A 20045-nucleotide genomic window follows, 5' to 3' on the forward strand; every position below is an offset into this window, starting at 1 on the left:
AACGGGGGAAAACAGAAAGGATGACTAAAAAAGTCAGGTTTATTAATACCAATCAGTCAACATTTTATATCACAGTACGGAAAAGAGTTGATACTTATTTTACAGCAAACAATATTTCCACTCATGCAAATGGGGCAATGTGGTTCAAGGCCATATTTTTCTTAACAGGAATAACAGCATTATACACCTCAATTCTGTTTGCTGGTCTTAGTCTTCCTGTTTTGCTTTTATTGTCTATGCTACTAGGCGTATTTGGTGCATTTGTAGGCTTTAATATCTGCCATGACGCCATTCATAAAGCATTTTCTGGTAATGCCAGGGTCAATCAGCTCCTGAGCTTTATTTTTAACCTGATTGGTGCAAGCCCATACGTTTGGAATATCTGCCATAATATTGTACATCATACCTACACCAATATTTCGGGGCATGATGAAGATATTGACGTTGCACCAGGGCTTATCCGGTTCTCTGATACAGAAACAGTAAACAAATTACAGCGTTACCAGCATTTCTATGCCTTCTTTTTGTATAGCTTTTCTATGTTGTCATGGGTATTCAGAAAAGATTACAAGAAGTTCTTTCAGCATAAAATAGGAGAGCATCGGGTTATTCATCCCCGGATTGAATATTTCAGGTTGTTTTTCTACAAAGCGATATATTATTTTCTTTTTATCGCATTGCCATTACTGGTGATGCCAATCACATTCGGGCAATTTTTAATCGGTTTTATGGCTATGCAGCTCGCTCAGGGATTAGTTCTTGGACTCGTTTTCCAATTGGCACATGTGGTCGAAGGAACAGATTTTCCCCTGCCAAATGAACAGGGAAATATGGAAGAGGCATGGGCAGCACATCAAATGAGGACCACAGCAAATTTTGCGGGAGGAAGTAAAATGGCTGCTTTTTTATGCGGAGGTTTAAACCGTCAGATAGAACACCATCTTTTTCCAAAGATTTGTCACATTCATTACCCTGCTATAGGAAAGATCGTTAAGGCAACTGCCGAAGAATTTGGCCTTCCTTATATAGAGAGTATCACCTTTACAGCTGCTTTGCAGTCTCATTACCGCATGTTAAGGAAACTGGGGAAGGAAACTTATAAGTCAAATAAGAACATCAACAGAGAGGTTTATATCCTTCCTGAAATTGTCGAAGTTGTTCTTTAAGGGTTCAGGCGGTTCCACTGTTTTTGATCAAGCTGATTTGTGTCAATATCTTTGATCCAGTACAAATCTGCAATGATATGTTTTTCCTGGGCAGTCTTATATAGCGGATATTTTTTTTTCTGTTCCCCACAGCCTTTTCGCCTTAAAACTATCCGGGTATCCGGAGCATCTTTTTTCTCTAGTAAAACGCGGTCAGTATTCCAGCTGCACATACCCGAAAAAATAGTGACAATGGTTAAAAAACAAGCTGCTACAGCAATTGCACAGGTTAAAATTAGTTTAATAATCAGACGCCTTCTACTGTCTTTTTGTTTTAAAGTGCCAAATAGGGTCAGCAAGACTGCCGTTTGAAGTGCATAAAACAGGAAAACCTGGTACAGACCTCCGCTTTTTCCAATCTTAATTTCTAAAGGGATCAACTTTCCAAAAAGAGATAACATCATCCAGGTTAAAATTACCACAATTGAAACCCAGAAGATGACCTTATTGAGTATTTGCATGCGCACTATTTGCTGTTCAGGAAATTAGTTAAATTAGCAAGGACCTTTTCTGAAAGCCTTTGTTTAGCTTCAAAAGTAAAACCTCCAAACTGATCTGATAAAATAATATGATCATGTCCTGTAAACTCCTCCACAAAATCTCCAACTCCGTCAGCATCGAAGATCGCAAAATTCCTGTCACTGTCAATCCAATTTAGAAATGCTTCTTTTTCAAAAGGTACACCCAATGAAGTATTGACAAGAATTGAATTTGGTTTCTTTAATTTAAACTCTCTTTCTGAAAGAATTACAGTGTTTTTAGGTAAATGTGTGGTAATGATATCACAAGTTGCCATTAACTCATCCAATGGTAAATAGGTAATCCCATTTTCTTCCTGCTCATATTTCCGGCTGCGGCTAAAATAATATACCTGCATTCCAAAATGTAATGCGGTCTGTGCCACCATCAATCCCAGTGTGCCAAGGCCGATAATACCAATGCTTTTATTTTTCAGTTCTACTGGTTCGTCTTTCCATCTTACTTTAAGGAGGCCTTTCAATAAAAAAATGAGCTGTGCGAATATAAATTCTACCGCACCTTCATCACCATAATCTTTAACACCTTTTACCTGGATACCTTTTTCACGGGCAGCTGCGATATCGACATTTGCCGATGCCTCATCATATAAACTGCAGCACATTCCTATATATTTCAAATGAGCAGTCTTTGCTATAATTTCTGCAGTGATCTTTGTTTGCCAGCTAACCAGTACACAATCGGCATCCCCTATACGGGAAAGCGTCTCTTGATCATCTGCAGGATAATCAGTATATATGGTAATCTTACTTTTAGACAGACCAGCTATCTGATCTATGATTTCCTGAGTAAGGCCACAACTATCTATTACAGTGATTTTTTCGAATTGCATAAAATTGTTAATTAATTATCGGGAATGCGAATATATATTAATTATAATTGATTAGATATACATTTAAGAAATAAAACAGCAGAGGTCTTGTCAAAACATCATTTTCTGAGGGTAAGTAAATGCAAGTCATTCCTTTAGGAAATCATCAGGTTAAAGTCACAAATTCTTTGTGCCTGTCTATTCATTAATCAATAGGAATAACCTCAGGCAATTCATAACTGTTTTTCAATTATTTGCCAATCAATGAGCTTTTCAACAAATATAAATTGAGCTTTTCAACAAAACGAAAAGGCTGCGCAGTATCGAACTTTATCTAAATTAAAAACCACAGATAATGACAAATTCAGAAACAATAAAAAAAGTCTGGTTTATTACCGGAAGCTCTCGCGGACTGGGAAGAAATCTTACCGAAAGTGTTTTGGCTAATGGAGATAACGTCGTGGCGGCAGCCAGAGATACAACACAATTAAAAGAACTATTAACAGCCTATCCGGAACAGCTTTATCCGGTACAATTAGAAGTAACCAATAAAGAACAGATCCATCAGGCAGTTGGCCGTGCGATTGACCATTTTGGACGTATTGATGTACTGGTTAACAATGCAGGTTTTGGGATTACCGGTGCTACAGAAGGTTTCACAGATGAACAGGTGCGCAGCCAGCTGGAAACAAATCTTTATGCACCTATAGAAATTACACGTGCTGTATTACCGTATATGCGTAAAAACAGGTCAGGCCGTATCCTGCAGATCAGTTCAGTAGGGGGCAGGGTTGGTCATATCGGACTATCTATTTATCAGGCTGCTAAATTTGGTTTAAGCGGATTTAGTGAGGCACTGGCTAAAGAAGTAGCTCATTTAGGAATATATGTTACCAGTGTTGAACCAGGTGGGTTCCGTACCGGCTGGGCAGGTGATTCTATGACTTATGCTCAACAAATTGAAGGATACGAAATTGTAGATCAGCGAATTGATATGTTTAAATCAGGTGATTTTATTCCAATGGGAGATCCTGACAAAGCAGCCGGAGTAATGATTGAGCTGGTTGAACATCCCCAGCCGCCAGTACACCTGATCTTAGGGAGCGAAGCAATAAGTATTTTAAAACATGCTGATGCCGTGAGAACAGAAGAACTCGAGCAGTGGATGCCTGTTTCTGTTTCTACAGATCATGCAGATGCTGTAAATTTCCTGGAAACCGAACAAGGGAAAGCACTGTTAAAAAAAGGGTAGTATTAAAATGTAAGCATCAGCTTTATTGCTGATGCTTAACCCATATATTTGAATTATTATTGAGATGTTCAAAAAAGAAGAAGATAAGAAATTGACGGGTATCCTTTATTCCTGCTATGTAAACAGAAGCAGGGAAGGGGAGCAGTTTATACCTGAACATATCTTTTTTTATCAGCTATCTGGTACACTCCTGATGGATGATGGTAATCAATCACATGTTTTCAGGGAAGGGGACTTTCGGTTTCTGAAAAAGAATAACCTGGTTAAGTTTACTAAACTACCACCAGAAAACGGAGAATTTAAATCTATTTCTATCCGTCTTGATCAGCAAACACTTCGTGATTTTAGTAGAGAATATGGCTATGAAGCCGTGAAAAAGCAGGAAAGTGAAATTATCCAATACCTCAAACCCGATCCGCTTTATAAAAGTTTTATGGATTCTCTTGCTCCTTATCAGCTAAAGCAACCGGAAAATGAAAAACTGCTGTCTTTAAAACTCAGAGAAGCGGTTTTAATTCTGTTGCAGACCAATCCGGAACTTGCGGATATCTTGTTTGATTTTACAGAACCGGGCAAAATTGATCTGGAAGCTTTTATGAATAAGAATTTTCACTTCAATGTAGAAATGAATAGGTTCGCCTATTTGACAGGAAGAAGCCTCGCGACTTTCAAAAGGGATTTTGAAAAACTTTATCAGCTCTCACCAGGCAGGTGGCTGCAGCAAAGAAGATTACAGGAAGCCTACCATTTGATTAAAGAAAAAGGTAAAACTGTATCTGATGTTTATCTGGAGGTAGGTTTTGAAGACCTGTCACATTTTTCTTTCGCTTTTAAGAAGAAATACGGGATGGCACCTTCAAAAATCTAGAACATCCCGAGCATCCAAAATTCATCAACGCTTATATTTATGAAAAAGGGAAATGGCCGGTACCAAAACCGGTGCAGACTGTGAACAGGGATATAGCACGCAGATTAATGTCTCTGGACAAAATCAGTTTCCCTTGTGCTGCACAGATATTGAAACAGTACAATGAAAAAGCTGCTCAAATAGAAGGAGCTAAACTTACAGACTATGTTTATATACCAATGGTACTTTAAAGGTTGTAAACAAAAAAGGCTCACGTAAAACGTGAGCCTTTCAGCAGTACTCAGAGCGGGAATCGAACCCGCACGACTTTTAAGGTCACAGGATTTTAAGTCCTGCGTGTCTACCAGTTCCACCATCTGAGCAGGTGTTAAACCTTTTAAAAATAAAAACCTTCTGTTAGAAGGTTTTAGAGCGAAAGACGAGATTCGAACTCGCGACCCCGACCTTGGCAAGGTCGTGCTCTACCAACTGAGCTACTTTCGCATTGGTATTGTATTATCGGTTCTGTATAACTTTATACAGTTAGTACTCAGAGCGGGAATCGAACCCGCACGACTTTTAAGGTCACAGGATTTTAAGTCCTGCGTGTCTACCAGTTCCACCATCTGAGCAGGTGTTAACCTTTTAAATAAATGTCTTCCGGTAAAGAAGACACTTAGAGCGAAAGACGAGATTCGAACTCGCGACCCCGACCTTGGCAAGGTCGTGCTCTACCAACTGAGCTACTTTCGCATTGGTTTTATCACATCATCCGATGTTTCCCTCATTTTTGCAAGGCTTAAAACTGTATACCTTGTTTCCGTTTGGGATTGCAAATATAAGGACTTTTATATTACTGTCAAGTTATTTTTAATAAAAAAAACAGGTATTATCTTAAGTTATTGTCATTCAGGACTTCAGAAATCAAATTATTTTCAAAGCCCTTTCCCATAAGGTAGGTAATCAGCTTATATTTTCTTTTATAAGCATCTTTCTCTGTTAAAACTGCCGATTTCTTTTCTGCCGTTGCGAGGATAGTCTTTAAATAATCATCATAATCGATCGTATTCAGGGCCTTTAAGATCATTTTTTCGGGAATCTTTTTCAATTTAAGTCCTTGTTTGATCTTGATCTTACCCCATTTCTTGATATTAAACTTGCCGGAAACATAATTCATGGCAAATCTTTCTTCATTCAGAAAGTTATTCAGAATTAATTCAGTGATGACTTCTTCTACTTCATCAGTTCTCAGGCCCCAGTCATAAAGTTTATTTCTGACTTCTTGTTGTGCACGCTCCTGGTAAGCGCAATAACTCTCTGCTTTGACTAAAGCAGATCTTTTATCCAGGGCGGGTTTTGAATATTCTTTTTCCAATGTGTTATAGCATAGCAGAGTTAAATAGCTGCTGCCGTAAATATCCGCATTATTATCAGAGCCCTGTTAAATTTTATCTTCAAAATTTAAACAGCCCCCTGGAAAAGGTTAACTTTAGCCCCAATATTATATCTGGATCAATGCGTGAAATCAGCTACAACATTCAGCAGATTGCTGAAATTTTAAATATAGAATCCTTCGAATTAAAACACCCTGCTTTAATTAATAGCCTGTTAATAGACAGCCGTATTGTAATCAGCCCTGAAACGTCTTTATTTTTTGCAATACCTGCATTAAGGGACGGACATGAGTTTATCGCGGAAGCCTATGCCAGGGGGATTAGAAACTTTGTGATCAGTAAGCCTGAATATCAACAGAACTTCCCTGATGCTAATTTTCTTCTGGTTCCTGATGTACAGGCCGCCCTGCAAGAGATAGGAGCTGCCCACCGCAAAAAATTTGAGATGGAAGTGATAGCCATTACAGGCAGTAACGGGAAAACTATTGTAAAAGAATGGTTATACCAGTTACTTTCAGCAGATTTCAATATAGTCAGGAGCCCAAAAAGTTTTAACTCTCAGCTTGGTGTTCCCTTGTCAGTCTGGCAGATCAACCAGGAAAATAACCTTGGGATTTTTGAAGCGGGTATTTCCAAACAGGGAGAAATGCAGAACCTGGCCGGAATTATACAGCCCACTATAGGTATTCTGACTAATATAGGAGAGGCACATGCCGAAGGATTTACCTCTTCGGCAGAAAAACTGAAAGAGAAACTGAAATTATTCAAAGGGGTAAAGCTTTTTATTTACTCACCAGAATATATGCATGGAATAGCGCCTGCAGAGCTGCCTGGTGAAAAACAATTCTCCTGGAGTACACAAACCAATGCCGATTTATCCATTCTGTTTGTAGAGCCTATCAACGGAAAAAGTTATGTAAAGGCCCTTTATAAAAATGAAGAAATTGAATGCCTTCTTCCTTTTGGAGACAAGGCATCCGTGGAAAACGGAATTATCTGCTGGGCCGCCTTATTAGCAATGGGATATACACCAGAGCAGGCCGATCTCCGTTTAGAACGCCTGACGGCCGTAAATATGCGTCTGGAATTAAAGAATGGGATCAATCAATGTTCTATCATTGATGATTCCTATAGTGCTGATATTTCTTCGCTTTCTATAGCCCTTGATTTTCTGAATCAGCAAAACCAGCATCCTGTAAAAACCCTGATTTTGTCAGACCTGTTACAGACCGGGAAAGCTGATATTGAACTCTATACTGAAATTGCCGCTTTATTAAAACAGAAACAGGTAAACAGATTGATCGGTATCGGTTCACATATTTCTTCATTTGCAGCTCTGTTTGAGCTTCAGAATACCTTTTTTGAAAGTACAGAAGAATTTATTCAGCAATTTCCTGCACTCAGTTTTAGCAATGAAACGATTCTTGTTAAAGGTGCAAGGCGATTTGAATTTGAGCGGATCAGTAAACTCCTGACACAGAAAGTTCATGGAACGGTCATGGAGATTGATTTAAATGCACTTGCCAGTAATCTGAAATTTTACAAATCAAAACTGGCACCGGGCGTAAAGGTCATGGCCATGGTCAAAGCCTTTTCTTATGGAAGCGGAAGTTTCGAGATTGCAAATCTCCTGCAATATCACCAGGTAGATTATCTTGCTGTAGCTTATGCAGATGAAGGGATTGCGCTAAGAAAAGCCGGGATTACATTGCCTGTTATGGTAATGAGCCCCGAGCCATTCGCTTTTGAGGCAATTCTGAAATATAAGCTGGAACCGGAGCTTTATAATATGGAGATTCTGAAAGCATTTATTGCTTTTTTACCGGAAACTCAACAAGCTTACCCTGTGCATATTAAAATAGATACCGGTATGCACCGTCTTGGGTTTGAAGAGCCTGACTTAGCAGAATTACTCCCTTTGCTAAACCAGACAAAAAAGATAAAAGTAGTTTCCGCTTTTTCTCATCTTGCAGCCAGTGAAGATGAAAAACATGATGAATTTACCGGTTATCAGCTCCAAACCTATCTTCATCTCAGTACAGCACTGCGAAAAAGTCTTGGTTATGATTTTATACGTCATATTTCCAATACTTCGGCCATTACCAGGCATCCCGAAGCACAACTGGATATGGTAAGAATAGGCATCGGTTTATACGGTTATGACAGTGGTTTAAAAGATCAGACCGGGCTGCGTACCGTAGCGGTTTTAAAAACTACGATTACACAAATTAAAAACGTAGGCCCGAAAGATACTATCGGTTATGGACGCTGGGGCGTACTGCCTGACGGTGGCACTACTGCAACGGTCAAAATAGGTTATGCTGATGGTTACAGAAGGTCATTTAGTAATGGGGTAGGGAAGATGCTTGTCAATGGTAAATCAGCCCCTGTAATTGGTACAATTGCAATGGACATGTGTATGCTCGACGTGACAGGACTTGATGCTAAAACCGGTGATGAAGTGATTATTTTTAATAATGAGCTGACTATTGCCGATTTAGCGGAACAGATTGGTACAATTCCATATGAGATTTTAACAAATATATCTCAAAGGGTAAAACGCATCTATTTTTATGAGTAGTTTTGTGTTATGAACAGGATTGGGAAGGCACTTTTAAATTACCTGATTAAAGGACTATTAATCGTATTGCCTATAGCGTTAAGTATTTATATTGTGATCTGGGCCGTGACAACAGTCGATAGCTGGTTGAATGTGAATAATATCTTAGGCGTTGATCCAAGAACAGGCGAAAGCAGGAATATCCCTGGTTTGGGGCTTGCACTTGTAGTTGCTTTGATCTTGACTGCAGGGATATTTGTGACCAATTTTGTGACTGAGCCAATGTATAACTGGTTCAATCGCTGGATGAACAGATTGCCAGGTTTAAACTTTATTTATTCTTCTATTAAAGACCTTACAGAAGCCTTTGTAGGAGATGAAAAGAAATTTAATCACCCTGTACTCGTAGAGATCACAGCAGATATTAAAAGAATTGGTTTTTTGACGCAGAACGACTTGTCTTCTATTAGCTTACCCGGAGATTGTGTAGTTTATTTTCCTTTTTCCTACTCTTTTGCAGGACAGGTTTGCGTAGTCTCTAAAGACAAGATCAAAGAATTGAATATGAATGCTGCTGATGCTATGAAATTAGTCGTATCAGGAGGGGTTAGTCATATCTAACCCCTGCTTTATTTGTAAAATAGCTATTAACCTAGAAATTAGGTTTCAGCACGTATTTGTCATAGAATCTGAAGATATGCTCTGTTGCTTCCTCAGCTGTATCAGCTAATCTGAACAGATTTAAATCTTCTGCATGAATATTATGTTCTTTCTCAAGCATTGTATTCTTGATCCAGTCAATTAATCCACCCCAGTAATCTTTTCCTAATAATACGATAGGGAAACGGGCAATTTTACCAGTCTGAATTAAAGTGATCGCCTCAAATAACTCATCCATAGTTCCCATTCCACCAGGTAATACGATAAAACCCTGTGAGTATTTCATAAACATTACTTTTCTTACAAAGAAGTAATCAAATTGCAGTAATTTATTATGATCTACATATTTATTGTGAAACTGCTCAAAAGGCAGGTCAATATTCAGTCCTACAGACTTTCCGCCATTGGTATGTGCGCCTTTATTACCAGCTTCCATAATACCCGGGCCACCACCTGTAATTACTCCATATCCACGGTCTGTCAGTAATTTACCACAGTCTACCGCCATTTGATAATACTTGTTGGTCTCAGCAGTTCTTGCAGAACCAAAAATTGATACACATGGGCCAATTTTAGCCAGTTTTTCAAAACCGTCTACAAATTCGGCCATTATTTTAAAGATCTGCCAGGAATCAGTTACTTTGATTTCCTGCCAGTTTTTGTTTTCAAACGCATTTCTTATTTTCTCTTCACTCGTCATTATATTGCTTATTTATATTTTAAAATTTAGTCTGGTCTTCCGTATATTTTCCGGTAACCCAAAGTAGTAAAAATGTGATCAAACCGTTTAGCAAAATCAGTTCAAAACCCATAGTATAACCGAACCATTTTACACTGTGTGTATTGATGATCAGGCAGAGCACAGGTGATGCGATACACAGGTAAGGTACTAATTTATCTTCAACTGCTTTCTTAGTCAGCATACCAAATGCAAATAAACCTAATAGTGGGCCATAAGTATATCCCGCTACGGTAAAGATTGAATTCACAACTGAATCATCATTAATAGCCTTAAAAATCAGTATAACGGCAATCATTACAAACGAAAAACCAATATGTACCCAATGTCTCTGTGTAACCAGTTTAGGGTCGTTCTGATTTTCTTTTTTATCAAAATGCAGAAAATCCATACAAAAGGAAGTTGTCAGTGCTGTCAGTGCAGAATCCGTAGTTGCGAATGTTGCAGCTGTTAAACCCAGCATGAAAATAATTCCGGGAATAATATTTAAATGATTTAAAGCAATTTCAGGATAAAGGTGATCTGGTGTTTTTAAGTCAGCAACCACTATGCCATTTTTTGCTGCGTAAAGATAAAGTAAAGCCCCTACACTCAGGAAAAAGATATTCATTACAATAAATACACCTGTAAAAGTGAACATGTTTTTTTGTGCCTCGCCAATATTTTTCATACTCAGGTTCTTTTGCATCAGATCCTGATCCAGGCCTACCATGGCTATAGTAACAAAAGCCCCTCCTAAAAACTGTTTCAGGAAATGGGATTTACTGGTCATAAAATCCTCCCAGAAGAATATTTTTGAATAACTGCTGTTTTTTACCGCTTCAAAAGTACCTGCTAAATCCAGGTTCAGTGATTTGGCAATGAATACAATAGATAGTACTACTGATAACAACAGAAAGACAGTTTGTAAAGTATCTGTGATAATAATAGTTTTAAGACCTCCTTTATGCGTGTAAATCCAGATTAATACCAGGCAAAGTACAATGGTTAACCAGAAAGGGACATTCCAGGGATCAAAAATGAACTTTTGTAGTACAATAGCAACCAGGTATAGCCTGAAAGAAGAGCCTATTGTTCTGGAAATCAGAAAAATTACTGCGCCGGTTTTATAGCTGTAAGTACCTAGTCTTTTTTCCAGATAGGTATAAATGGAGATGAGGTTCATCCGGTAATAAAGCGGTAAAAGAACTGTCGCCACAACAATAAAGCCTGCTGCGCTTCCTAATACAAATTGAAAATAGGCAAACTCACTTTTGCCTACAGCGCCCGGTACAGAAATGAAAGTTACCCCCGAAAGTGCTGTTCCAATCATTCCAAAGGCTACGAGATACCATTTCGAATTGCGGTTGGCAATAAAAAAAGAGGCGTTGTCAGAGGCATTTCTGGAAGTGAAATATGCTACTCCTATTAAAAGAGTAAAATATCCTAACAGAAAGGATAAGAGGATGGAGGGGGTCATATTTTAATTAAATTTTAGGTGCTAAATGTAAGGAATTCATCCTCTAATAATCAAAGCCCCTTTTAAAAAATATCCAATAAATTTTAAAATGAGCTTTTATTAATGCGACATATTATCCTTACCTTTAGTGAAAATGTCGGTTATGCTACATGAAAATAGTCTGGTCTATTTATTAGGCGGAACAGATCTGATACGGGAAAAAATTAAATCTGCTTTTGATTTAATCACTTTAAGCAATCAAGGGATAAAGAAAGCTTCTTTAGATGCATTGGTCAGTCATATGGGGATGACCAAGAAGAGTTTTGCTGAAGATATACTGAATCTGTCTGTTAAAACTCTGGAAAGAAAAAAAGCGGATGACGTATTAGATAAATACACTTCCTCTCATGTGATAGAAGTAACCAAGGTTGTAGCCCATGCTTTTGAAGTTTTTGAAGATGAAGAAAAGATGCAAAAATGGTTAAACACGCCTAATAGAGCGTTGAATCAAATGAAACCTTTGGATTTGTTTTACATTCCTACCGGACTGGCAATGGTTGATAATGTTTTAGGCAGAATTGAAGAAGGGGTTTATTCCTAAAAACTGTTCTTTATGATTGTATACCGTATTGCAAAATTAAAAAAACGGGCCACCGATCTGTCTGGTATGGGGGCTTATAAAGAAGGCGGGCGCTGGAATAATGCCGGAACATATATGTTATATACCAGCGAAAACAGCTCTTTGGCCTATCTTGAAAACCTGGTTCATTTTGAAATAGAAAATACGCCTCCGAATCTTTATATCATGAGTATCGGAATAAGTGCAGATGATGCCCTTATTTATACGCTCCCGGACAAAATTTATCCTGAAAGCTGGCGGGAAACAGGAAACCTTCAAAATAAAATAGTAGGGGATCAGTTGATGGAGCACCGGAAATTTCTGGCCATTAAAATCAGGTCTGCCATCAATAAGTTAGAATACAATTATTTGCTGAACCCTTTATTTCCAGGTTATCATGACCTGGTTAAGATCAGATTAATTGAAGAGTTAGCTGTAGATGCAAGATTAGTGAAATAAAGTATAAATTTGTAAAATGAACTTTTCTTCCAAGCTCCTCGAAGACGCTGTTAACGAATTTTCTAAACTACCCGGTGTAGGACAAAAGACCGCATTGCGTCTGGTACTGCATTTATTGAATAAGGAACAAGAGGAAGTCGATACTTTCGGTAATTCCATTATCAGGTTGAGAAAAGATATAAAACACTGTAGTATTTGTCATAATATATCAGATTTACCTATTTGCGGGATCTGTGCTGCCCCTAAAAGGGAAAAAGAGGTCATTTGTGTAGTCGAAGATACACGTGACGTGATGGCTGTTGAAAATACTTCTCAGTATTTTGGTGTTTACCATGTACTGGGTGGTTTGATTTCTCCAATGGACGGGATCGGACCTTCCGATTTATTTATAGATTCTTTAGTTCAGCGGGTGGCAACTACCCCTGTAAAAGAGATTATTCTGGCTCTCAGTGCAACTATGGAAGGGGATACTACCTTATTCTATCTGTACAAAAGACTTAAAGACTTTCAAATACCAATTACAACTATTGCCCGCGGCATCGCCTTTGGCGGTGAGCTGGAATATGCAGACGAAATCACCTTAGGCCGCTCTATTGTAACCAGGGTACCATATGCAAACTCATTAACCAAATAATCACCATGGATTTTAAGAATAAAGTAGTCATTATTACCGGTGCATCATCGGGTATAGGAAAATCATGTGCAGAAGAATTTGCTAAACGCGGTGCAAATTTAGTGCTGGCAGCCAGACAATTCGTGACTTTATGTGAGGTTACTGCAGATCTTGAAAAAAGATATGGGATTAAAGCATTGGCCGTACAGGCAGATGTAAGTAAAGAAGCAGATTGCGAAGAATTAATCAGGCAGGCCTTATTGACCTTTAACCAAATCGATGTGATGGTTAACAATGCAGGTTTATCTATGCGTGCGTTATTTAATGAACTTGATTTATCAGTACTTAAAAACCTGATGGATGTTAATTTCTGGGGTACTGTATATTGCACTAAATATGCATTGCCGGAAATTTTAAAGACTAAAGGAAGCATAATTGGCGTTTCATCTATAGCAGGTTACCGTGGTTTGCCAGGAAGAACAGGTTATTCGGCCTCAAAATTTGCAATGAATGGGTTCATGGAGGCCCTTAGAACAGAAATTCTGCAGACAGGAGTACATGTAATGGTTGCCTGCCCTGGTTTTACAACTTCTAATATCCGTGTTGCGGCATTGGCAAAAGATGGTAAATCTCATGGAGAAACCAGTATGGAAGAAGGTAAAATGATGTCATCCGAAGAAGTGGCAGTAAACATAGTTAATGGGATCGCTGCACGTAAGCGTACATTGATTATGACCGGACAGGGAAAATTAACGGTATGGATCAATAAATTGTTTCCGGCACTGGCCGATAAACTGGTATTCAATCACTTTACAAAAGAGAAGAATGCCTTAATTAAATAAGGAATGACCGTTTTAAAAAACATACTGATGCTATTTGCTTTCCTGGGACAATTTTCTGCTTTATCTGCTAAAGTAAAAGTAGAGAAGAATATCAATTATACCGATGCAAATGATACTTACAGGCAGCTGGATGTTTTTTATCAAAAAGATATAACTCAGGCTAAAGATGTTATTGTCTTTATCCATGGAGGATCGTGGAGCAGCGGAAAAAAGGACACTTACTGGTGGCTGGGAAGAAACCTGGCACGTAAAGGGGTAGTCACTGTCAACATCAATTATGGGCTGACACCAGAAAATAAGTTTGAGCGCATGGCCCAGGACTGTGCTCAGGCAGTTAAATGGGTGAAAGATCATGTGAGTAAATTTGGAGGTAATCCTGGCAGGATCTTTTTAATGGGACATTCTGCCGGAGGGCACCTGGCTGAGCTGATCAATGATGATCCGGTTTATTTTAAGCAGGCTGGTTTGGTCAATCCTGTCAAAGGAGTAATCCTTAACGATGCTTTTGGCCTGGATATGAAAGAATATATGACCAGTGCTGAAAAAGATAACAGCTATTATGATTTTCTGCGGTCATTCTCTGCAGATCCTGCGATCTGGGAAAAAGGTTCTCCTTTACATTATGTGGCAAACAGTAAGAACCCTCACCTTATTTTTTACGGAGCGAAAACCTATCCCGCTATACAATTGCAGTCCGAAAGACTAAACAAATTGCTGGAAATTGCCCATGTCCCAACAGAATTACATGTGATCCCTAAAAAGAAACATGTCGGAATGATTTCTCAGATGGTATTTGGCAGCAACAAATTATATGATCTTATCCTTAATTTTTTAAAACGCATTGAATAATTAATATGCAGGTTACGAGAATTTATTTATGTTTACAATTCACAAATTTTAACCTTTAATAAGAACAAAAACACACACAATGAAAATCCAAAAAGCACATTTAGTATTAGCTGGTATCGGAGTATTTGCCCTTTCTTTGCAGGCATGTAAAACAAAAAAGATCGTTGCAAAACCAAACCCACCTGTAGTAGCTGAAAAACCTGTAGAAAAACCAGTAGAGAAAGCACCTGTTGAAGAAAAAACAGAAGCACCTGCACCAGAAAAACCAGATTATAATTTTAGTAATGTTCAGTTTGAGTTCAACTCTGGTGTGTTAAAAACTGCTTCATTCCAAATCCTGGACAATGTGGCTAAAGAAATGAAAAAAGATACTTCGGTTAAATTTGTTTTAAACGGACACTCTTCAGCAGAAGGTACAGTAGAGCACAATATGTCTTTATCTGTAGACAGAGCGAATTCAGTAAAATCTTATTTAGTAAATGCAGGAATTAATGGTGCTAATTTAACAATCAAAGGTTTTGGCGCAACAAAACCATTGAAGTCAAATGCAACTGAAGAAGGTAAAGAATTGAACCGCAGGGTTGAAATTAAAGTAAGCCAGTAATCAGGTGAATTCTGCGCCTGTTTAAACAGACGCTAAATATTGTAAAAAAATAAATCAGTAAATAGTTGTTCTTTTCCAAAAACAATTCCATATTTGCTTTACAATGATACAAACAAACGGACTTAACATTTGGTGGTGGCACAACGCAATTGCGTAGTGTAACCCTATTTTGTACGTTTTATTTTATATACAATATTTTGAGGGTTGCTTTTTAAGCAGCCCTTTTTTTTTGATTCCCCATGAAGAAAATACTTAACCACTTATTCGAAAACAAATCTTTCAGCAGGGTAGAAGCCCAGCGGATTCTGACAGCAATTGCCTCCGGGGAATTTAATACTTCGCAGATTGCGGCATTTATTACGGCCTTCGGGATGCGTAATATTACGGTTGCCGAATTGCAGGGTTTCCGTGATGCGATGCTTGACCTTTGTGTAAAAGTTGACCTCTCCAATTACGAACTGGTAGACCTTTGCGGTACCGGTGGAGATGGAAAAGATACCTTTAATATCTCTACACTGGCCTCTTTTGTCGTAGCCGGAGCAGGATATAAAGTTGCCAAACACGGTAATTACGGCGTTTCTTCGGGCTGCGGTTCATCCAATGTGATGGAACACCTGGGTTATACCTTTACAGATAATCAGGATGAGCTGAAAAGAAGCCTTGACAGCGCAGGAATCTGTTTTATCCATGCACCGCTGTTCAATCCTGCTATGAAAATTGTCGCCCCGATCCGTAAAGATTTAGGCGTTAAAACCTTTTTCAATATGCTGGGGCCAATGGTAAATCCGGCGCAGCCGAAAAATCAGATCGTAGGTGTATTCAGTCTTGAACTGGCACGTTTATATGCCTACCTGTACCAGGAGACTGATAAAAATTATACCATTATACATGCGGTGAATGGTTTTGATGAAGTTTCATTAACCTGCGACTTTAAAACATTCAGTAAAACCGGAGAGGCTTTAATTAAAGTAAGTGATCTGGGTTTTGAGGAAATTAATGAATATGAAATTGCTGGTGGTTCGACCATTAAATCATCGGCCGATATCTTTATCAATGTATTACAAGGCACAGGTACTGATCCGCAAAACAATGTGGTCTTATGTAATGCTGCAATTGCGATACAGACGATCAAACCAGAACAATCTTTTGCAGATTGTTTTTATGAAGCAGAATCTTCACTGGTAGGCGGTCTTGCACTGAAAAGTTTCCGGAATTTAATAGGATGAGTATCAAACTGAAAATCTGCGGCATGAAAGTCCCTGCTAATATAGCTGAGGTAATAGCCTTGCAGCCGGATTATACAGGCTTCATTTTTTACCCTGGTTCTAAAAGATTTATAGCTGATCCTGATCCTTTGCTGATTAGAAATATACCTGCAGCTATCAAAACTACTGGTGTATTTGTCAATGAAGAACTTGAAAAGGTGAAAAGTGCAATTCTAAAATATGACCTGAAAGCTGTTCAGTTACATGGTCATGAAAGTGCTGATTATTGCGCTGCACTGAAAGGCCATGCAGAAGTTATCAAAGCCTTCGGTATAGACGCTGATTTTGATTTCAGTAAACTAGATGCTTATACAGCACAGGTAGATTATTTCCTTTTTGACACACAAACCCCGGATCACGGAGGTTCAGGTAAAACTTTCAGCTGGCAACTTCTGGAACACTATAAAAATGAGACACCCTATTTTTTGAGCGGGGGAATAGGAATAGAGCAGCTTGCTGAGCTGGAAAATATTAAAGATGATCGTTTATATGCAATAGATGTCAACAGCCGGTTTGAACTTTCGCCAGGTTTAAAAGATATCGGCCTGCTGCGTACTTGTAAACTGATTCTTGCTAAAATTTAAAAATAAAAGGATGCTGATCAGGTATCCTGCTAAAAGATAAGACTATGAATTATTTTGTAAATGAAAAAGGTTATTACGGAGATTTCGGAGGTGCATACATTCCGGAAATGCTTTATCCGAATGTCGAAGAACTGAGACAAAATTATCTGAAAATCACTGGTGATGCAGATTTCCAAAAGGAATTCCATCATTTGCTGAAAGACTATGTAGGCAGGCCGTCCCCGCTTTATCTTGCGCAGCGTTTATCAAAAAAGTATAATGCGAATATCTTTCTTAAAAGAGAAGACCTGAACCATACCGGGGCGCATAAAATAAACAATACCATTGGCCAGATTTTACTGGCTGAGAAATTAGGTAAAAAGAGGATCATTGCTGAAACCGGTGCAGGACAGCATGGTGTAGCCACAGCAACAGTATGTGCATTACGGGGTTTGGAATGCGTAGTTTATATGGGAGAGATTGATATTCAGCGTCAGGCACCAAATGTAGCCCGGATGAAAATGCTGGGTGCTAAAGTAGTTTCGGCGGTATCAGGAAGTAAAACACTGAAAGATGCAACAAATGAAGCTATGCGTGACTGGATCAATAATCCGGTAGATACACATTATATTATAGGATCTGTTGTAGGCCCGCATCCATATCCTGATATGGTATCGATTTTTCAATCTGTTATTTCAGAAGAAACTAAAAAACAGTTAGCCGAACAAACCGGCAGCGATCAGCCTGATTATGTATTGGCCTGTGTAGGTGGTGGCAGTAATGCTATGGGGATGTTTTATCATTTTATCAATGATGAAAACGTAAAACTAATCGCTATAGAAGCAGGAGGTAAAGGTGTCGGTACCGGATTCTCAGCAGCCACAACTTTTTTAGGTAAAGAAGGTGTATTGCATGGAAGCAGGAGTATTTTGATGCAAACAGCAGATGGACAGGTGGTAGAACCACATTCTGTTTCAGCCGGACTGGATTACCCCGGAATAGGCCCGCAGCATGCACATCTTTTTAAAACGACAAGGGCAGAATATGTTTCAATCACAGATGATGAAGCATTGGATGCGGGTTTACTTTGTACACAGCTGGAAGGAATTATTCCTGCTATTGAAAGTGCACATGCGCTGGCTCATTTAGAGAAAATGAAATTTACAGGTGGAGAAAATGTAGTGGTTTGTTTGTCCGGCAGGGGAGATAAAGACATGGATACCTACATGAAGCATTTCGGTTTTTAGTACATATATATAGCATACAGATCAAATGAACAGGATTAATAAAATATTCAAAGAGAAAAAGAACAATATACTATCTATATATTATACCGCAGGTTATCCGGGTTTGGGTGATACTGTCACGATCGCAGCTGCGCTGGAAAAAGCAGGCGCCGATATGCTGGAAATAGGTTTTCCTTATTCCGATCCGGTAGCAGATGGCCCGGTGATCCAGGCCAGCAGTAAATTGTCATTAGATCAGGGCATGGATCTGAACCTGTTGTTTGAACAGTTGAAAGAATTACGTAAAACAGTCACTATTCCGGTTTTACTGATGGGCTATGTGAACCCGGTATTGCAATATGGGGTAGAGCGGTTTTGCAAAGCCTGTGCAGAAGTTGGCGTTGATGGCTGTATCGTACCCGATTTACCGATGGTAGAGTATGAAGAATTCTACAAAGACACTTTCCTGGAATATGGGTTAAGCAATATATTTCTGGTTACGCCACAGACTTCTGTAGAGCGTATCCATAAAATTGACTCGCTGAGCAATGGTTTCATCTACTTATTGTCCTCTTCGGCAACTACCGGAAAGAATTTGCAGGTATCAGATACCACAGAGGCTTATTTTTCAAGAATCGCTGCGATGGAGTTAAATAATCCGACGATGATCGGATTTGGGATCAGCAGTAAAGAGACTTTTGATAAAGCCTGTAAATATGCAAATGGCGGAATTATCGGTACTGCATTCGTCAAATCTATTGCTTCGGGTAACCTGGAAGAGAATATAGAGACATTTATGGCAGGATTCAGGTCTTAATATCCTGCCAAAATTATAAGGCTGTAACTGGACAAGCTTTAACTGATCTTTAGAATACTGGTTAACTACAAATAGTTTTCCAGTATTCCTTTTCCCTGACGTATAATTTCAAAGTCGCCCTGCGTACAGTCTACAACTGTAGAAGCTTCATTATCTCCATAGCCGCCATCAATTACTGCATCAACAAGCGCTTCATATTTCTCATAGATTAGTTCAGGATCTGTAGAATATTCAACCAGTTCATCATCATCTTTGATAGACGTTGATAAAATCGGGTTCCCTAACATTTCTACAATTGCCCTGGCAATACTATTATCCGGTACCCTGATCCCTACAGTTTTTTTGTTTGAACTCAGTAGTTTCGGGACATTATTATTTGCATTAAAGATAAATGTGAAAGGTCCTGGAAGGGCTTTTTTTAACAGACGGAAAACAGTCGTGTCAATTGGTTTTACAAAATCAGAGATATGTCTCAGGTCAGAGCAAATAAAAGAGAAGTTCGCTTTCTCAGGTTTTATGCCTCTGATCTGACAAATTCGCTCAATCGCCTTCTGGTTGGTGATATCGCATCCTAATCCGTACACAGTATCAGTGGGATATATGATAATACCGCCCTTTTTAAGGACTTCAACCACTTGTTCAATCGCCTTCGGATTCGGATTTTCCGGGTATATTTTGATTAACATATGTAAATTTACGGATAATTTTGTTGAGTCGTTGATAAATGTTCGTACTATTGCCCCTG

General features: G+C 38.7%; 22 protein-coding genes and 4 tRNA genes. 16 read left to right on the forward strand and 10 right to left on the reverse strand.

What is annotated here, in order from left to right; all coding sequences use genetic code 11:
• Positions 1-20 precede the first annotated feature (20 nt).
• Positions 21-1166, forward strand: coding sequence for a fatty acid desaturase family protein (locus HDE68_RS16570; protein WP_183883341.1), 1146 nt, complete (start codon positions 21-23; stop codon positions 1164-1166).
• Here HDE68_RS16570 and HDE68_RS16575 read toward each other — a convergent pair.
• Together HDE68_RS16575 and HDE68_RS16580 are read right to left on the reverse strand one after the other, a co-directional pair.
• Positions 1163-1666: a hypothetical protein gene (locus HDE68_RS16575; RefSeq protein ID WP_183883342.1), complete on the reverse strand. Its 504-nt coding sequence runs from the start codon at positions 1664-1666 to the stop codon at positions 1163-1165. The two genes, HDE68_RS16570 and HDE68_RS16575, sit on opposite strands and share 4 nt — an antisense overlap.
• A 5-nt stretch (positions 1667-1671) precedes the next feature.
• A complete protein-coding gene (locus HDE68_RS16580) occupies positions 1672-2574 on the reverse strand; it encodes an NAD(P)-dependent oxidoreductase (RefSeq protein WP_183883343.1) in 903 nt (300 codons plus the stop codon).
• 334 nt (positions 2575-2908) lie between these two features.
• Between HDE68_RS16580 and HDE68_RS16585 the strand changes: the two genes are divergently transcribed.
• The 3 genes from HDE68_RS16585 to HDE68_RS16595 all read left to right on the forward strand — a co-directional run bounded on the left by HDE68_RS16585 (position 2909) and on the right by HDE68_RS16595 (position 4903).
• The gene (locus tag HDE68_RS16585) at positions 2909-3805 is read left to right on the forward strand and encodes an SDR family NAD(P)-dependent oxidoreductase (RefSeq protein ID WP_221300772.1); all 897 of its coding nucleotides are present in this window, start codon (positions 2909-2911) and stop codon (positions 3803-3805) included.
• A gap of 64 nt (positions 3806-3869) precedes the next feature.
• On the forward strand, positions 3870-4673 hold the full coding sequence (locus tag HDE68_RS16590) for a helix-turn-helix domain-containing protein (RefSeq protein ID WP_183883344.1): 804 nt from the start codon (positions 3870-3872) through the stop codon (positions 4671-4673).
• 80 nt (positions 4674-4753) lie between these two features.
• Positions 4754-4903 carry a hypothetical protein gene (locus tag HDE68_RS16595; protein WP_183883345.1) on the forward strand — a complete coding sequence of 50 codons (150 nt, stop codon included), beginning with the start codon at positions 4754-4756 and terminating at the stop codon, positions 4901-4903.
• A gap of 47 nt (positions 4904-4950) precedes the next feature.
• On the opposite strand, the gene HDE68_RS16600 is transcribed toward HDE68_RS16595, so the two are convergent.
• The 5 genes from HDE68_RS16600 to HDE68_RS16620 form a co-directional block, all read right to left on the reverse strand.
• Positions 4951-5035, reverse strand: a tRNA-Leu gene (locus HDE68_RS16600).
• Between the two features lie 48 nt (positions 5036-5083).
• Positions 5084-5156, reverse strand: a tRNA-Gly gene (locus HDE68_RS16605).
• A 43-nt stretch (positions 5157-5199) separates the two neighbouring features.
• A tRNA-Leu gene (locus HDE68_RS16610) sits at positions 5200-5284 on the reverse strand.
• Between the two features lie 48 nt (positions 5285-5332).
• Positions 5333-5405: transfer RNA gene (locus tag HDE68_RS16615), tRNA-Gly, on the reverse strand.
• A gap of 136 nt (positions 5406-5541) precedes the next feature.
• Positions 5542-6027, reverse strand: coding sequence for a regulatory protein RecX (locus HDE68_RS16620; RefSeq protein ID WP_183883346.1), 486 nt, complete (start codon positions 6025-6027; stop codon positions 5542-5544).
• A 140-nt stretch (positions 6028-6167) separates the two neighbouring features.
• On the opposite strand from HDE68_RS16620, the gene HDE68_RS16625 reads away from it, so the two are divergent.
• Together HDE68_RS16625 and HDE68_RS16630 are read left to right on the forward strand one after the other, a co-directional pair.
• Positions 6168-8627 carry a bifunctional UDP-N-acetylmuramoyl-tripeptide:D-alanyl-D-alanine ligase/alanine racemase gene (locus HDE68_RS16625; RefSeq protein WP_183883347.1) on the forward strand — a complete coding sequence of 820 codons (2460 nt, stop codon included), beginning with the start codon at positions 6168-6170 and terminating at the stop codon, positions 8625-8627.
• Between the two features lie 9 nt (positions 8628-8636).
• Positions 8637-9227, forward strand: coding sequence for a DUF502 domain-containing protein (locus HDE68_RS16630; RefSeq protein WP_183883348.1), 591 nt, complete (start codon positions 8637-8639; stop codon positions 9225-9227).
• Positions 9228-9258: 31 nt separating this feature from the next.
• On the opposite strand, the gene HDE68_RS16635 is transcribed toward HDE68_RS16630, so the two are convergent.
• Together HDE68_RS16635 and HDE68_RS16640 are read right to left on the reverse strand one after the other, a co-directional pair.
• The gene (locus tag HDE68_RS16635) at positions 9259-9966 is read right to left on the reverse strand and encodes a TIGR00730 family Rossman fold protein (protein WP_183883349.1); all 708 of its coding nucleotides are present in this window, start codon (positions 9964-9966) and stop codon (positions 9259-9261) included.
• Between the two features lie 19 nt (positions 9967-9985).
• Positions 9986-11464 (reverse strand): sodium:solute symporter, encoded by a 1479-nt coding sequence (locus HDE68_RS16640; RefSeq protein ID WP_183883350.1) that lies wholly within the window; start codon positions 11462-11464, stop codon positions 9986-9988.
• Between the two features lie 142 nt (positions 11465-11606).
• Here HDE68_RS16640 and HDE68_RS16645 point away from each other — a divergent pair, with 142 nt between their 5' ends.
• The 10 genes from HDE68_RS16645 (at position 11607) to trpA (ending at position 19300) form a co-directional block, all read left to right on the forward strand.
• Complete coding sequence (locus HDE68_RS16645) at positions 11607-12044, forward strand: antitoxin Xre/MbcA/ParS toxin-binding domain-containing protein (protein WP_183883351.1); 438 nt, start codon at positions 11607-11609, stop codon at positions 12042-12044.
• A 12-nt stretch (positions 12045-12056) separates the two neighbouring features.
• On the forward strand, positions 12057-12521 hold the full coding sequence (locus HDE68_RS16650) for an RES family NAD+ phosphorylase (RefSeq protein WP_183883352.1): 465 nt from the start codon (positions 12057-12059) through the stop codon (positions 12519-12521).
• Positions 12522-12537: 16 nt separating this feature from the next.
• Positions 12538-13155: a recombination mediator RecR gene (recR, locus tag HDE68_RS16655; RefSeq protein ID WP_183883353.1), complete on the forward strand. Its 618-nt coding sequence runs from the start codon at positions 12538-12540 to the stop codon at positions 13153-13155.
• Positions 13156-13160: 5 nt separating this feature from the next.
• Positions 13161-13976, forward strand: coding sequence for an SDR family oxidoreductase (locus tag HDE68_RS16660; protein WP_183883354.1), 816 nt, complete (start codon positions 13161-13163; stop codon positions 13974-13976).
• A gap of 3 nt (positions 13977-13979) precedes the next feature.
• Positions 13980-14825, forward strand: a complete 846-nt coding sequence (locus HDE68_RS16665; protein ID WP_260171792.1) for an alpha/beta hydrolase — start codon at positions 13980-13982, stop codon at positions 14823-14825.
• A gap of 79 nt (positions 14826-14904) precedes the next feature.
• Positions 14905-15429 (forward strand): OmpA family protein, encoded by a 525-nt coding sequence (locus HDE68_RS16670; protein WP_183883355.1) that lies wholly within the window; start codon positions 14905-14907, stop codon positions 15427-15429.
• Between the two features lie 239 nt (positions 15430-15668).
• Entirely contained in the window at positions 15669-16655 is a 987-nt protein-coding gene (trpD, locus tag HDE68_RS16675; protein WP_183883356.1) for an anthranilate phosphoribosyltransferase, read from the forward strand.
• A complete protein-coding gene (locus HDE68_RS16680; RefSeq protein ID WP_183883357.1) occupies positions 16652-17278 on the forward strand; it encodes a phosphoribosylanthranilate isomerase in 627 nt (208 codons plus the stop codon). The genes trpD and HDE68_RS16680 overlap by 4 nt, the downstream gene beginning before the upstream one ends.
• Before the next feature lie 44 nt (positions 17279-17322).
• Positions 17323-18504, forward strand: coding sequence for a tryptophan synthase subunit beta (gene trpB, locus HDE68_RS16685; protein ID WP_183883358.1), 1182 nt, complete (start codon positions 17323-17325; stop codon positions 18502-18504).
• 25 nt (positions 18505-18529) lie between these two features.
• Positions 18530-19300 carry a tryptophan synthase subunit alpha gene (trpA, locus tag HDE68_RS16690; protein WP_183883359.1) on the forward strand — a complete coding sequence of 257 codons (771 nt, stop codon included), beginning with the start codon at positions 18530-18532 and terminating at the stop codon, positions 19298-19300.
• Between the two features lie 65 nt (positions 19301-19365).
• Here the strand turns inward: trpA and HDE68_RS16695 are convergent, their stop codons facing one another.
• Positions 19366-19986, reverse strand: a complete 621-nt coding sequence (locus tag HDE68_RS16695; protein WP_068395532.1) for an L-threonylcarbamoyladenylate synthase — start codon at positions 19984-19986, stop codon at positions 19366-19368.
• Positions 19987-20045 lie beyond the last annotated feature (59 nt).

Source organism: Pedobacter cryoconitis, from assembly GCF_014200605.1.
Taxonomy (GTDB): Bacteria; Bacteroidota; Bacteroidia; order Sphingobacteriales; family Sphingobacteriaceae; genus Pedobacter; species Pedobacter cryoconitis_B.